We start from the raw sequence: 14,656 nt of genomic DNA on the forward strand, positions 1-14,656 counted from the left end.
CACGAGGCACGAGGCACGAGGCACGAGGCACGAGGCACGAGATTGGACGGTAAACGGTGCCATGCAAGCTGAATGTCGCGCATAACGCGTTTCCATGACTGACGTCCCCGCATGGCTGCCTTATGGCCTGCGGGGCAACTGCCTCCTGCTTTTTCCGTTACAAAAGACAAACACGCCACACAGAACGGGAACAACAGAGATGGCCTTCCGCCTTGAACAGACTCTTGCCCTCGCCTTTCTGTCTGGCGTCCTGTTATGGGGCAACTCTCCTGCCACACGAGCAGCAGAACCCGCTGCGGCCACGTCCTACAGCCGAAACACGCCGGAGGCATCCTACTGGCATAATTGGACGGATGCGCGTGGTGTCAGCCACATGACAAAATGCACCTTCCACACCTATGCACTCAAATCCATGTCTCCTCCGGCCGGGCCGCAATGGCAGGATCTGCTTTCCACCGGCAAGGCCAAAGTGATCTCCACCATTCAGCCACCCCACTGGAATGGCGTGTGGCATCCGGACCCAAAGGTGCAATGGATCATCCCGCTAAAAGGCACATGGTTTGTGGAAGCCATGGACGGCACACGTGTAGAAATGGGGCCGGGAGACATTTCTCTGGGCGAAGACCAACTCTCCCGCCCGGATGGTGCAGGCCATAAAGGGCATCTGGCCGGAAATGTAGGAGATGGCCCTGTGACATTGCTGGTCGTGCAGCTTGAAAATGAAGCCCCCACCGCGGGCCAACCTTGCCGCTTTCAGTAAACACCCGATCCAGACAGTATTTTTCACATACCGAGAGTGGGAGAAAGAGGGAGTATCCTGTGCAGTCTCCCTCTAGACGTTGAGGAGTGCCGCCTGTTTCTCGCAAACTGGCCGACAGAAACAGGATGCGTGATGATCATTGATCAATCCTGTCGCCTGCGCCCACGCATGCACAATAACCGGCCCCGCAAAACGAAAGCCTCTTTCTTTCAAGGCGGTGGAAAGCGTGTCCCCCAATGTGGACCGTGTGGACGTGCCACTGCCATCCCCCACTATGCTCCGCCCTCCCACCAGACCCCAGACAAAATCTGAAAACTCTTCCCCTTTATCCTGCATGGCCAGATAGGCGCGGGCATTCCCTATCACGGCTTCAATCTTGGCGCGGGAGCGGATAATCCGCGCATCTGTCACCAGCCGTTCCACATCCTGCTGCGTATAGGCAGCCACACGTTCCGGCACAAAGCCGGAAAAAGCGGCCCGAAATGCATCCCGCCGGGCAAGAATAAGCCGCCATGACAGACCAGCCTGAAACCCGTCCAGCATCAGTTTTTCCCACAAGGCGCGGCTATTGCGTTCGGGCACGCCCCATTCCGTATCATGATACTGTTGCAATAGCGGATCTGAACACGCCCACAGGCACCGGCTATAGCCGTCATCACATCTCATTTTGTCCGCCATCAGATCAGACATTACGCCCCCGCCAAACCATTCTGCCTGCCCCACCATAATCAGCGGCAGGAGCCGCTTCCAGCACGCCTGACATCTGCCCCCAAGCTGGAGGCTGCGGAAAAGGCATACAAGTCCCGCCTCCCCCTTGCACCCGGATTACGGAAAAGGCACTCATAATCCCCTGCCACACCCTGATTCTGGCATGACGGGGTGGCAGAAAAGAGAAAAGACAGGAGAGATTGTGGAAGAAACACCGGGCACGCCCAAGGCTCTGCTGGCTGCAGTTATCGGCATGGGTATTCTGATTATTGCTGGTACCATTACCCTTGTATGGGTCATTCTCCACCGTATGAATGCCGGCCCCACGCATCCTTCCCTGCCTGCCAGCGTTCCCTTGCAGGAGGACGCACAAGGGCCAGTCACGCTGCCGCCCGGCACACGGCTGTTGAGCATGGCCCGTGTGCAGGATGATCTTCTGGCCCTGCATGTGTCGGAAAACGGACAGGATAAGGTGTTGCTGTGGCAGGTAAGCACGCACCGCCTGCGGTCCGGCCTGATCCTCCCCACTCCCTCCACCCCATGACAGACGCCAGCGCTCCGGCCAACCCCACCACGCCAGACGCGTCAGCTCCCCGGCTGATAACTGTGGGGCTGATGAGCGGAACATCCCTGGATGGTGTGGATGCCGCCATACTGACCACAGACGGCACGCAGATTTTCAGCCACGGTCCAGCCCTCACTCTCCCTTATTCGCCCGCCCTCCGCACCCGGTTGCGGTCCCTGCTGGATGAGGCGACGCACTGCAACGCACAGGATACGCAGGTGCTGGCTGCCGAACAGGCTTTGACAGACGTGCATGTTCAGGCTGTTCTTACCCTGTGTGACAAGGCTGACGGCATAACGCCTGACCTGATCGGCTTCCACGGACAGACCATTCTGCATGAGCCGGGCCGCACATGGCAGATTGGAGATGCCGCCCAGCTTTCAGCTGCCACAAACACGCCTGTCATTCATGATTTCCGCAGCGCGGACGTGCAGGCGGGTGGAGAAGGCGCACCTCTCGCCCCCCTCTATCACGCCGCCCTGCTACACGGGCAGCCCGCGCCCGTAGCTGTGCTGAATATTGGCGGCGTCGCCAACATGACACTCCTGACCCAAAGCGGAGACGTGCTGGCCTGTGATACAGGCCCCGGCAACGCCCTGCTGGATGACTGGACCTTCCAGCACACGGGCCAGCGATACGATCAAGACGGCGCTCTCTCGCTGCGTGGCACGGTCAATCCCGCTGTACTGGAACGGTTACTGGACCATCCATTTTTCAGCCGTCCTGCGCCCAAATCTCTGGACAGACTCTCCTTCCATAAAGGGCTGGACTATCTGGCGGGCCTTAGCCCTGAGGATGGTGCCGCAACATTGGTGGCATTTACCGCCGAGACTGTGGCCCGCACGCCGTTACCCGCAGCCCCCCAAGCGTGGTTTGTCTGTGGCGGAGGGCGGCACAACCCGGCACTGATGGCCGCCTTGCGCCAAAGGCTGGCGGGCACCGTACAGCCGGTTGAAGCGTTGGGGTGGGATGGAGATGCGCTGGAAGCCGAATGTTTTGGCTTTCTGGCCGCGCGTAGCCTGCTGGGGCTTCCCCTCTCTCTACCCACCACCACGGGCGTGCCGCGCCCCCTGACGGGCGGACGGCTCACCTGTGGCGGCCTTGCCCCGTCCCGTTTTGAAGCCTGTGCCAGACTGATGGCACACAGAACCTGAGGGGTGGGTGGTTGATCTCTACCGCCCCAGACCCCACCATACCCCTTACAAGTGAGAAGGACCCCACCATGAAGCACGCTTTACTGCTCTGCCTCAGCCTGCTGGCGCCTGCCGTCCCGGCCTATGCACAAACGGTCATTGACGGCAGTGACAAAGCGGCAAGCCCGTTTGTCAAAAACACGCTCAAAAGCGTTGCCACCCAGTTTCCGGATGCCCACCCACACTTTCGCAACCTGGCAACCCACAAAACGGGCGAAAAGCAGATTGTTTGCGGGGAAGTCAGTCTTCAGGACACCAAAACCCCTGCTGCAGAGTCCTTCATGCCGTTTGGCGCAACAGAGGGAGAAGACCGCGCAGTTGTTTTTGAACCCCACGCCATTCCCGCCGCGCTGGATTTCAGAGAGGTCAATAGCTGGATCAACCATGGGGCGGATCTGGAAGATCTGGAAGAAATGGGGTGCGTGCCCGAAGGCAGTTACCGCAAATACAGCGATCGCCTGAACGCCGTGCTGCAAAACCGCAAGACCTCTTCCTGAGGCTGCACAGGCAGGAAAAGCCCCCTTATCCTGCCAATCGTGTTGTAACGGCTGCGTTCAAAACAACACAACCGGGTCATGCACGGAGCGGTTGGACAAATGGTGATTGACACCATCACACCCGCTCTGCATGACTAAAGTGGTCCAACAAAAAACAATAACATCTGGCCGCCGCTTATCATGAAAAAACTGAATCTGCTGCTCCTACTGCCCTTTCTGGGGCTGCTGTGGACACCGCTCTATGACCGGTATGATCCGGTTCTGCTCGGGTTTCCGTTCTTCTACTGGTACCAGTTCGCCTGGGTGCCGGTAACGTCCGTTATCATCTGGATTGTCTGGAAAAAGGGGCATGACGCATGAACGGCGTGAACCCATGGGCGCTGGGCGTCTTTGTTTTCTTTTTTGCCGCCACCATTGTGATCGGCAGCTCCATCCAGTGGATCCGCAAAACGCTCAGCCGCGGCAAAAGCGCGCATTCCAGTGAAGACTGGTCCCTCGGTGGGCGGCAGTTCGGGCCATGGGTTACATGGTTTCTGGTAGGGGGCGATTTCTATACGGCCTATACCGTCATTGCCGTGCCGGCCCTTGTTTACGCGGCCGGGGGCTATGGGTTCTTCGCCCTGCCCTACACCATTATTGTGTATCCGTTCATTTTTCTGGTGATGCCACGGTTGTGGAAGATCGCGCAGGAAGGGGGCTATGCCACGGCAGCCGATATTGTGCGCGCCCGCTTCAACAGCCGTGCCCTTGAAATTGTGGTCGCACTCACCGGGCTGGTGGCGGTTATGCCCTACATTGCCCTGCAGTTGATCGGCATCCGCACGGTTGTGCAGGCGCTGGGTCTGCCGGGTGATATTCCCTTGGTGATCGCCTTTCTCTCGCTGGCCGCATATACGTGGCTTGGCGGCCTGCATGCACCTGCGCTGACGGCCTTCATCAAAGACATCATGATCTATATTGCGGTGCTGGTGGCGGTTACGGTCATCCCGCTGCATATGGGTGGCTATGCCGCGCTGTTCACGGCAGCAGATCACAGCCAGCCGATCCTCAAAGCTGGCATGGGCATGCCCTATGCCACGCTGGCGCTTTCCTCCGCCTTGGCCGCGTTCCTGTATCCGCATACGCTCACCGGCATTCTGGCCGCACGGTCTGCTGACACCATCCGGCAGAATGCTGTGTTCCTGCCCATCTACACCATTGTGCTGGGGCTTATCGCCATGCTGGGGCTGATGGCGCATGTGGCGGGCGTGACCACCAACAACAACTCGCTGGTGGTGCCACTGCTGTTCCAGACCATCTTTCCCGCATGGTTCAGTGGTTTCTGTTTTGCCGCCATTGCCGTGGGTGCCCTTGTGCCAGCCGCCGTCATGGCCATTGGGGCCGCCAATCTGGTCACGCACAACCTGCTGCCAGCCCGGCATAAAAGTGTGCGCAACAGTCGGCTGACCGCCTTTGCCGTCAAGGTTGGAGCGCTGCTGTGCGTCATGTTCCTGAACGCTCAGTTCGCCATTGATTTCCAGCTTCTGGGCGGGGTGATCATTCTACAGACCTTCCCGGCCCTTATTCTGGGGTTGATGCGCATCCGCTTCTCTGCCGCCGCCATGCTGGCGGGCTGGGTTGTGGGCACGGTATTCGGGGTGGGCCTGTGCTTGATGGACAGCCTGAAACCCATCCACTTCCTGTATATGGGCCCGTTCTCCGGCAATGTTTCGACCGGCCTGATGTCTCTGGTGGTCAATATTGTGGTGGTCGGGCTGATCACGTTGGTCAAACCGGCGGCGTCTGCTGATTACGCCAAGCCGGAAGGCCGACCCTACGCACCAAGCAACCCGCCCACCTTGCACTGACCGATCCAGACAAGGCGGAAAAGTTGATAAAGGCGGCGCAAGCCGCCTTTATTCGTTCCGGTAAACAGGCAGGAACCTACACCGCCCCCTCCGGCAATTCAGCGCAATGCCGAGACCGAGCGCTCCAAGAAGAGTTTCAGGTTTCGTCCCACACTTCAGACACTGTTTGATAACATCAACCGCCCACTCCAACCGCTTTTTCTATGCTGGAGCTCGGCGGCGCATTCTTCCCGCACGCGGCTACCTTGCCTCGTCAGGCCTACGCTACAGCAGGTCCGCTTCCGGCTAGAGCATTCTGTGAACAGGCTTTCGGCATGAAGACTGGCCTCCTTGCCAGTCCTCATCTTGAATCACATCAGACGCCCTTTCGGAAACCCACGATTCAAGCTCTTCGCAGCGCGCTCTATAGGCGGCAGGTGCGGTTTTCAGCAGAAATACCGGCGATCCATTTCTTCCTGACGCGCCATCAGTTTTTCAAAGTCGGAAGGTTCCCGTTTGGGCACAAACGGCTGGCGCTGCTCCTGCACAAAGCTTTCCAGAGACTGCCCCCGCTGCGTTGCTACGGCTTCAAACTCGGCATAAATATCTTCCAGCACATAGCCGGGGGGCACCCCCTTACGGCGTTGCAACGGATGCCTGTTGTGAGCCTGACAGGCGGCAAGAAAGACCTTAAGAGCCTCTGCCCCTTTCCGTGGCAGTTCCGATGCACGGGTGGCGTAAAAATCCACTTCTCCATCCAGCCCCACAAACACACCCCGGAAGACAAATGTTGCAGGATCAAGGGTCACAACAGCGGGTAAACCGCCCACGATCAGAATGTCACGCATGGTTTTCCACCCCAATCACATAAGGAAACACGCAGGGATTCTCCCTCTGCCAAAGTCACAATTTCTCTGCCAGACACGCAGGAAGACGTAAATATTTTTCACAGGACCGTTGTGCCTCCTGTTTCATAGGTACACCTCTTAACAGAACGATGTGTCAGGAAGGTGCCCATGCCCCATTCACCGTTGCCTCTTGCACAAATGGATCTTGCGCTGGCGGACACACGGCCCAAGCGGGTCACTCTCAGTCTGGGCGCGATGCTCTTGCGCGGCTATGCCCTGCCTGAGGCTTCAGAACTGATCAGCGCACTTCACGACATCGCCAAAAACGCGCCTTTCCGCACCATGATGACGCCGGGCGGCGGCAAAATGTCTGTTGGCATGACCAATTGCGGCGCACTGGGATGGGTCACAGACCGTAGCGGTTATCGTTACACCCCCACGGACCCTCTGAACAATCAGGCCTGGCCCCCGCTCCCTCCGGCATGGCAGAAACTGGCGACCCGCAGTGCAGAGGCGGCAGGCTTTAAGGGCTTTCACCCCAATGCCTGCCTGATCAACCGTTATGAACCCGGCACCCGCATGGCGCTGCATCAGGACAAGGATGAAGGAGATTTCAGTCAGCCTATTGTCTCTGTCTCGCTTGGTCTGCCCATTTCCTTTCTATGGGGCGGCCTGAAACGGTCCACATCGCCTCATGCCATCCTGCTTGAACATGGTGATGTTCTGGTATGGGGCGGTAAGGCGCGCCTGCATTATCATGGCGTGAAACCACTGGCCGATGGTCTCCACCCCGTAACAGGACGGGTGCGGTTCAACCTGACCTTCCGGTTTGTTGCACCAACGGACTGATACCCTCTCCACGCACGGATAAAAACCGCTTACAGTCCTTTCTTTCGTGCCGCTTGGGCACGCCTGTAGCCGGATATGCGTGTGCCATGCCTTTCTCCTCCGCCTGTTCCCGCCGCAAGGCCCTGAAAACCGCTGCTCTTGCCACGGGCGGCATGATGTTGCGGCATCTTCCCTCCGCACGGGCAGAGACAACGCCCTCACGCTTCCTACCGGTGGAAGATCTGTTCCGCGCCGCCATTGCCAAAGGCCAGACACCCGGCGCAGTAGCGGCCGTGGGCACCGAAGGGCAAACCGTATGGAAAGGCGTGTTTGGCAACCGGGCCTTGGTCCCCCACCCTGAGCCCATGACATGGCAAACCCTGTTTGACATGGCGTCCCTGACTAAAGTGCTGATTACCGCCCCTGCCATTATGCAGCTTTATGAACAGGGGCAGCTGAAACTGGATGACCCCGTCTGCCGCTATCTGCCCGCGTTTGCCGCCAACGGAAAACAGGCTGTTACCATCCGCCAGTTACTGACCCATTATTCCGGCCTGCCGCCAGACGTGGATCTTTCCACCCCCTGGAGCGGAAAAGAAACCGCGGTGTCTCTGGCGCTGAACGCACCCTTGCAGCATCCCCCCGGCGAGCAGTTTGTTTATAGCGATATCAATTTCATCACACTGGGGCTGATTGTGGAAAAGCTCTCCGGCCTGCCACTGGATGAATATGCCACGCGCGCCATCCTCTCTCCTCTGGGGCTAAAACGGACTTTCTTTCGGCCTGATCCCGTTCTGGGCAGCGCCATTGCCCCCACCCAGTTTGATGACACACACACCATGTTACGCGGCGTAGTACATGATCCTACCACCCGGCGCATGGGGGGCGTGGCGGGGCATGCCGGGCTGTTCTCCTGTGCGGATGACATGATAACCTACACGCAGGCACTGCTGGCCAAACGGGCAGGAAAGCCCTCTGCCTTTCCGTTGCGGACAGAAACACTGGTTCTGATGTCCACCCCGCAGCAACCCAAGGGCAAGCAGGATCTGCGCGGGCTTGGGTGGGATATCGCCACCCACTATTCCACGCCGCGCGGCACGGTTTTTCCACCAACGTCCTTTGGTCACACCGGCTTTACCGGTACATCCCTGTGGCTGGTTCCTGAAACGGAAAGCTTTGTCCTGATCCTGACCAATCGTGTTCACCCGGACGGCAAAGGCAATATCATCGCACTCAGGCGGGACGTGGCGACGGCAGCGGCGCTGGCACTGCAACGCACCTGATACAGGCATAAGCTGACAGGGTGGCCACGCCAACGCCCCCTTCAGCGTTCCTTTTCAAACACGCCGCTGACAGTCAGAATAACGTCATCACCCACGGCAGGCAGAGCACTCGTCATGCCAAAAGCGCTCCGTTGTATGGTGCCCTGCGCCTCAAACCCAACATCATACGAATGATCAATCGGGTTTTCTCCGGCCCCCACAAAATGCGCATGCAAGGTAACCGGATGCGTCACGCCATGCATGGTCAGATTGCCGGAAATGGTCGCCAGTGATGGCCCGCTTGATGAAACCTGCGTAGAGACAAATTCGGCTACAGGATAAGTCTCGGCCGCAAACCAGCTTTTCTCCATCAACATGCTGGAGACCTCGCTTGTGGTCGTCTTGATGGAGGAAACCGGTGCCTTCAGGCTGACGTGAGATTTTTCAGGGTGCGCAGGATCAAGCCACAACTCGCCAGAAACCCCGGACAAAAAACCTCGATACCAGCTCATGCCAAGGCAGGACACGGAAAAGACAATCTGGGTCCGCTCTCCATCAACATGGTAAGGCCCTTCCTCCACCTGCTGGGCCCGCGCCACAACCGGCAGAAGGCTCGCCGCCTGGATCGGCCGCTCACCCACAGACACACCCATCATAACCAATAACGCGTAGTGGCCCTTCCACATCGTGACCCCTGCTTGCTCCCAATATGTGCCATCCGTGGAGATATGACAGTTCAGCGATCAGGTGGTTCCATGCACTCGCTTTTTTGAAGACCAAATCGGTCCTGTATTAGCGGGTGCCTGCTGGCTGCCTCTCAGAAGGCAGTCAGCACGATGATACCGCTCCTTATGCGTGAAGGACCCAGCCAGCAGCCTTTGATCTACTCCGCACCACCGCCGCTTTTCTGCAGCATCCTCACCTGTCTCTCGATCCACTTCTGGGCAGAGACCTTACGCGAAGGATCAAGCATGCGGTATAATTTAATGATATCATGCTCATCAGGCGAGACTGTAAGGGCAATATCGGCCTGAACATAACCGGTCAGAAAAATCTCGGGGTCCACCCCAAACAGACGCGCAAGATTGGGAATATGCTTGCGCGCACTTCCTTCCCGTCCGGTTTCCCAGAACGCAATGGCAGGACGGGACACACCAAGCGCATCTGCAACCTGTTGCTGGGTCATGCCTGACGCCTTGCGCAGAATTTTCATTCTTTGCCCAAGGTCTGAACCGGGAGAGATCATTTCCTCTTTTTCCGCCTCAACCTCATGCCCTTCTTTTCCGGAAGGAGACGTCACATGGTGAGCGGGCCCCCGCTCATTAATAGTCCGTCTAGATTGCACCATTCCGCTTCTCCAAAAGAAAACATCGGACACAGACCGCACGTCTCAAACCGCGGCTTTTACCGCCATGCGTCCGCTTTCCACAAGAAAGAACAGAACAGAAAACGCAAACACACACCCCATCATACGGTTTTGGAGCGTGAAATCTGCTTCGCAAGGCGTATGTTCCCTTGCCGTTGCACCAAATGCAAACGGCTCCACACATATGATATGTGCGGAGCCAAATGAAAAGAGGTTCGCAACAAATAAAAGCGACCTCGTTCATGCAAAAATCCGTGTAGGCGTATTTCCTATTTGTAAGGTTTTATTTTACATTTTTCTTCAGAAACTCTGTGAGATACCCGTAAGAATTGTTCTGCGTAGCCCATATTGCGGTGCGCCCACACCAATCCCGCTGCCGTCACGCAGCATATAGGTGCGATCAAACAGGTTCATCACGTCCAACCGGATCTGTGTGTTGCCCAGAAAGGAATGGCCAAACAGGTTTTTGAAGCTCTGAACAGCCGAGAAGTTGAAGGTTGCGTATTGCGGCAAGGAGACCCCATTCGGCACCTCTCCATCCGCCCGCAGACCGCTGCCGTAAACCATGGTGGCGGACACACGCAACGGATGCCATCCTCTGTGAAAGAAGGTGTAAGCTGCACCCGCAGAGGCCGTCCAACGCTGGTCATGATCCAGATGAACCCAGCGATGCTTGATATAAGCCAGATCATCATCATCAAAATTGAACTGGGCGCTGGTAATATCCTTGCCGATGGCACGGGACCACGAAAAATTCCCATAAAGAGAAAGAGGTCCCTTGTCGTACGAGGTGTTGACCTCGTACCCGTTCACCTGCCCCCGGCGGTAGTTGAAGCCACTCAGAATAATCGGGGCGCCAAACTGACCTTCATCAATCAGGTTATGGGCCAGCTTGTAATAGGCATCAAAGGAGACACGCCATCCCGGCAGAATCTGCTGCTGGAACCCTGCGTCAAAATAATGATCCCGCTCCGCACGCACAGCACTGTTCTGATAATTCGCCGCAGCTGCGCTGGTGTTGGCAAATTTATACAGGGATGAACTGCTGACCACCTCAAACGGCGGCGGCGTAAAGTAACGTGAATATCCGGCGTGGAGCGTGCCTCCGTGCCACGGCGTCCACACAATATTCAAACGGGGGCTGACCTGCTTTTCGCTGGTATATTCACTCACGCCGTCAAACCGCAGCCCGTAATTGATTGTCAGGTTCTTCAGCGGCTTCCATTCATCCTGCGCGTATAGCCCATAAACCGTTCCTGTTTTTCCGCTGCCGTCATACACGGCAATCGGGGTATCACTGAAAACGGCGTCTCCCGCTTCATCCTCACCCGTCTGGGCAAACACGCGGGAATCTGTTTTTGACACAGTGCGTTCAACAAAAACCTGAAAACCAAAGCGCACGGTATGGTCACGCGCTGCGCGCCATGTCACGTCATGCTGTGTTCCCATTGAGAACACCGAACGCGCCGCCCGCTGCGAAATCCCATTATACACCAGATCACCCAACGGATCAGGCGAATAACGCAGGCTGCTGTAACGTGAAAAAACCGAACTTTGCAGGCTGAATTTACCAATTTCTTTCTGCAACGCCAGAATGGCAAAATCTGTAATCTGCTTCTGGTGTTCATCAAGGCTGCTGCTGTCAACGCTCCCGTTCAGATGCTGCGCCAATTCACTGCCAGCATAGGATGGCTCTGAAAACTGTGTTTGCTGACCAGGATTGTTAGGCAACTGATATTCCGCGTTGGAAACCCCGGCAATAAAGCTGATACGCGTATTTTCATCAGCCGTATAACGCAGATGCCCAAGAAAATGGTACTGATTGGTCAGATCATGAAGAGCGTTGAACGATCCAGTGGTGTTTTCAATCCCCACACGATCATGCACGAAATCCGCCGTCGCAAAATAGTCCCATTTCCCATGGTGGCCGCCATATTGCAGAGACGGGAAAAAATAATCCCGCGCACCACCGTAAATGGATGCATTTCCGCCTGCATTGGTCGTGCCATTCTTGGTGGTAATATCAACAACAGCGGCCTGAAGGAAACCAAACTCGCTAGGCAGCGCGCCTGTTGTCAAAGACATGCTATCGGCAAAGCGTGTCATGAGCGCCTGACCGAACACACTTAAGCCTTCAGGCAACTGCACACCATCCAGCCGAAACTGCACCTCGTTATGATCACCACGAACGTGAATCTGCCCGTAGCTATCCTGCGCAACACCCGGTGCCTGCAACAGCACCTGGTTCAGCGGCGCATTATCCCCACCTGGAATTGTTTCCAGAGTTTTGCGACTGAACTTGTAAACTGTTGCGCCAGTATCAGGCTGCAGATTGGAACGTGCCTGATCCAGATGCGCCGTTACCGTCACCTTTTCCGGATGATTGGCCAGCCCCGGTTCTATCGTCACTGTTTCACGCCCGGCAGGTGAAGCCGTTTTCGATCCGGCTGAAGAAACCTGCGCACCACCCTTGACCAACGCCTTGCCAGAAGACGCGGTTACCGAAGATTCTGGCCGCTGCTGCGCCTCCGCCTGATCCGTTTTGACCGTCTGAGCGCGAGCGTGTTCAACGGAAGCCAGAAACCCGGTTGTTGCACATAAGGCCGAACTCGCCAGTACAAAAGAAAAACGAGACACCCGCATTCAAGAACACCTTTACCATCAGAATCGAAACTGTTCCCCGCTTCATATTTGTTATGATATAACGTTTCAACATTATTCCGGAAAGCGATGCGACTTACACGATAAGTGTTTCTTTTCTGCCGCACTTTACCGGTTTTGGCCCTTTCTGCTCCTGCCTGAAGACATTCCGTTCAAAACGATTCAAATTCTCTCTTGTGCAAAATCTGAAATTCCCGTAGATCGACCCCACGCCTCCAGTCCCGTTCGTCTAGAGGCCTAGGACACCGCCCTTTCACGGCGGCAACACGGGTTCGAATCCCGTACGGGACGCCAAGTTTTTCAAGGGCTTGCAGCAGGTTAATCTGAAAATCGTTGATTTTTGAGCCAATCCCGAGCCAAACTGGGAGAGGATCGAATAACGATGACCAAATCACCAAAAGAGACCCTCAAAGACCCTGTAACAGGGAAACCGTTGCCCAAGGGCGTCTGGTATCGTGGCCCCGGCCAGTATCAGGCCCGCAGGATGGTGAACGGCAAACGTCACCGCGAAACCTTCGCGTCAGCCAGTCTTGCCCGCCGCTGGCTCCAGGACGTAAGCGCCAAGGCGCATGTGGGCCAGCTTGAGCCACCCGCACGCAAGAGAAACCAGATCACTTTTGGCGAACTCTTTGAGCGCTTCGGCCGGGAGCGCATGACAGAACGCGATGCTGATCGTATGGGCCATCTTCCGGCCCTTCTTGGGTCCAACATTGCCTCATTGAAAATCGACAAATGGACCAATGGGGATGTCCGGGACTTTCGTGACGCCATGCTGGCAGCGGGACTGGCCAAGGGGACCGTCGTCAAACGGCTGAACATGATTGCGGCCATCGTCGAATACGCCAACTCGGAGTGGGACACGACCATCCTCAATCATGCGTCCGCCAAACGGACCAAACGACCCGAAGGAGCAGATCGCAAGAGAAACCGGAGATTAAAGGATGGCGAAGAAGACGAACTTCTGCGGGCCGCCTCTCAGCCCGATGGAGTTTTCAAGCATTACCCTGATGTGGTGTGGCTCATCAGGTGGTCAATCGAGCAAGGCTGCCGGCTGGGGGAATCCCTCAGTCTGCGCTGGCAGGACATCGACTTCCGCAGACAGACCATTTCCCTCGCCCGCGTGAAGAGCGACCGGCACAGGGAAGAGCTCGGTCCCGAGATCCGCCCCATGACCAAGGGCGCACAACGCGTCCTCATGGAAAAGCGGGCCACCATGGAAAAGATGCCTGACCGAAAAGACATTGTCTTTTCGGTCGGAGAGAGAAAAATCTTTTCTGTCCTGTTCGGTCGCATGACCCGGCAGGCCGGAATTCAGGACCTGACCTTTCATGACTTGCGTCATGAGGCGACATCGCGGTTGGCGCGCTATCTGAATCCGATTGAACTGACCCGGGTCACGGGTCATCGCGACTTAAAATCATTAAATCGCTACTACCAGCCCGTGCCCGGAGATATTGCAGACAAGACACGGTAGCTGCCAGTCAGGATGACCAGAAACAGCCAGACCGCGTTTTTACTGAAAGCTTACGACGCTGGTGAAGAGGAAGACTGCCAACGCCAGAGCCATCACGGAGAAGAGAAACAGATCAGGATACGGGCAGGTCAACACCAGTGCACCCCGTCCGCGCTGACGGCGACGACGTTTTTCAAAGCGTTCGGTTTCAAAAAGCTTTTCTTCAATAAAGCGATCAAGATCTTCCTGGCGAAACAGCCGCATGCTGCCGATCTTGATGGACCGTGGGCCAACCCGCAGCGAGACCCAGTTGGCCAGCGTTCCTTTAGCGATCCCAAGGTAATCCGCTGCCTCCTGATAGCGCATCAATCCCCGCCTTAAGTAGGCGGAGATACGTTGTGAGCCTGATGTCTGTTCCAGACGATCCGGTTGAGGCAAGCGTTGTGCATTTCGTGACATGATGACCCTCTGACATGGCCAGATCCGTGACACCCACGAATCACTTTCTCCTTTAATGATAACCCACAAATTTGAAACCACCAGCGATGGATGGAAACTGGCAGAGAATGATACCCCAATTTTCTGAGCCAAAAATGCTTACATCAAGCGCTGCGTCTCCTTCTGAAATAATCGCTCAGGAAAGGCCGTAATGGGGGGAAGAACGAACCCGCTACGCGGGATTGGTGCGG

The 14,656-nt window shown here is 56.5% G+C and carries 15 protein-coding genes and 1 tRNA gene; 10 read left to right on the forward strand and 6 right to left on the reverse strand.

The window, feature by feature from the left end:
- Positions 1-199: 199 nt before the first annotated feature.
- Positions 200-760 (forward strand): cupin domain-containing protein, encoded by a 561-nt coding sequence (locus tag AD948_RS01565; protein ID WP_156478888.1) that lies wholly within the window; start codon positions 200-202, stop codon positions 758-760.
- Positions 761-832: 72 nt separating this feature from the next.
- On the opposite strand, the gene AD948_RS01570 is transcribed toward AD948_RS01565, so the two are convergent.
- A complete protein-coding gene (locus AD948_RS01570) occupies positions 833-1,450 on the reverse strand; it encodes a DNA-3-methyladenine glycosylase I (protein WP_061470397.1) in 618 nt (205 codons plus the stop codon).
- Between the two features lie 181 nt (positions 1,451-1,631).
- Between AD948_RS01570 and AD948_RS01575 the strand changes: the two genes are divergently transcribed.
- From AD948_RS01575 to AD948_RS01595, 5 genes are all read left to right on the forward strand, one after another.
- A complete protein-coding gene (locus AD948_RS01575) occupies positions 1,632-2,012 on the forward strand; it encodes a hypothetical protein (RefSeq protein ID WP_061470398.1) in 381 nt (126 codons plus the stop codon).
- Positions 2,009-3,187, forward strand: coding sequence for an anhydro-N-acetylmuramic acid kinase (locus tag AD948_RS01580; protein WP_408736051.1), 1,179 nt, complete (start codon positions 2,009-2,011; stop codon positions 3,185-3,187). The genes AD948_RS01575 and AD948_RS01580 overlap by 4 nt, the downstream gene beginning before the upstream one ends.
- Positions 3,188-3,255: 68 nt before the next feature.
- Positions 3,256-3,723 (forward strand): hypothetical protein, encoded by a 468-nt coding sequence (locus tag AD948_RS01585; RefSeq protein ID WP_061470390.1) that lies wholly within the window; start codon positions 3,256-3,258, stop codon positions 3,721-3,723.
- Positions 3,724-3,903: 180 nt separating this feature from the next.
- Positions 3,904-4,083, forward strand: coding sequence for a DUF3311 domain-containing protein (locus AD948_RS01590; protein WP_006559508.1), 180 nt, complete (start codon positions 3,904-3,906; stop codon positions 4,081-4,083).
- Positions 4,080-5,570, forward strand: coding sequence for a sodium:solute symporter family protein (locus AD948_RS01595; RefSeq protein WP_061470391.1), 1,491 nt, complete (start codon positions 4,080-4,082; stop codon positions 5,568-5,570). Before AD948_RS01590 ends, AD948_RS01595 begins: the two co-directional genes overlap by 4 nt.
- Positions 5,571-5,995: 425 nt before the next feature.
- On the opposite strand, the gene AD948_RS01600 is transcribed toward AD948_RS01595, so the two are convergent.
- On the reverse strand, positions 5,996-6,397 hold the full coding sequence (locus tag AD948_RS01600) for a hypothetical protein (protein ID WP_050942368.1): 402 nt from the start codon (positions 6,395-6,397) through the stop codon (positions 5,996-5,998).
- Positions 6,398-6,565: 168 nt separating this feature from the next.
- Here AD948_RS01600 and alkB point away from each other — a divergent pair, with 168 nt between their 5' ends.
- Together alkB and AD948_RS01610 are read left to right on the forward strand one after the other, a co-directional pair.
- Positions 6,566-7,246, forward strand: a complete 681-nt coding sequence (alkB, locus tag AD948_RS01605) for a DNA oxidative demethylase AlkB (RefSeq protein WP_061470392.1) — start codon at positions 6,566-6,568, stop codon at positions 7,244-7,246.
- Positions 7,247-7,332: 86 nt separating this feature from the next.
- Positions 7,333-8,508 carry a serine hydrolase domain-containing protein gene (locus tag AD948_RS01610; RefSeq protein ID WP_061470393.1) on the forward strand — a complete coding sequence of 392 codons (1,176 nt, stop codon included), beginning with the start codon at positions 7,333-7,335 and terminating at the stop codon, positions 8,506-8,508.
- 41 nt (positions 8,509-8,549) lie between these two features.
- Here the strand turns inward: AD948_RS01610 and AD948_RS01615 are convergent, their stop codons facing one another.
- From AD948_RS01615 to AD948_RS01625, 3 genes are all read right to left on the reverse strand, one after another.
- The gene (locus AD948_RS01615) at positions 8,550-9,173 is read right to left on the reverse strand and encodes a YceI family protein (RefSeq protein ID WP_148262814.1); all 624 of its coding nucleotides are present in this window, start codon (positions 9,171-9,173) and stop codon (positions 8,550-8,552) included.
- A 197-nt stretch (positions 9,174-9,370) separates the two neighbouring features.
- On the reverse strand, positions 9,371-9,835 hold the full coding sequence (locus AD948_RS01620; protein ID WP_081473611.1) for a helix-turn-helix domain-containing protein: 465 nt from the start codon (positions 9,833-9,835) through the stop codon (positions 9,371-9,373).
- Between the two features lie 318 nt (positions 9,836-10,153).
- Entirely contained in the window at positions 10,154-12,496 is a 2,343-nt protein-coding gene (locus AD948_RS01625; protein WP_061470394.1) for a TonB-dependent receptor, read from the reverse strand.
- A 236-nt stretch (positions 12,497-12,732) separates the two neighbouring features.
- On the opposite strand from AD948_RS01625, the gene AD948_RS01630 reads away from it, so the two are divergent.
- Together AD948_RS01630 and AD948_RS01635 are read left to right on the forward strand one after the other, a co-directional pair.
- Positions 12,733-12,808: transfer RNA gene (locus tag AD948_RS01630), tRNA-Glu, on the forward strand.
- Positions 12,809-12,896: 88 nt separating this feature from the next.
- Positions 12,897-13,988 (forward strand): integrase, encoded by a 1,092-nt coding sequence (locus tag AD948_RS01635; RefSeq protein ID WP_061470395.1) that lies wholly within the window; start codon positions 12,897-12,899, stop codon positions 13,986-13,988.
- Between the two features lie 39 nt (positions 13,989-14,027).
- Here AD948_RS01635 and AD948_RS01640 read toward each other — a convergent pair whose 3' ends face one another.
- Positions 14,028-14,426 carry a helix-turn-helix domain-containing protein gene (locus AD948_RS01640; protein ID WP_248845879.1) on the reverse strand — a complete coding sequence of 133 codons (399 nt, stop codon included), beginning with the start codon at positions 14,424-14,426 and terminating at the stop codon, positions 14,028-14,030.
- Between the last annotated feature and the right edge of the window lie 230 nt (positions 14,427-14,656).

Source organism: Acetobacter senegalensis (genome assembly GCF_001580995.1).
GTDB classification, from domain to species: Bacteria; Pseudomonadota; Alphaproteobacteria; order Acetobacterales; family Acetobacteraceae; genus Acetobacter; species Acetobacter senegalensis.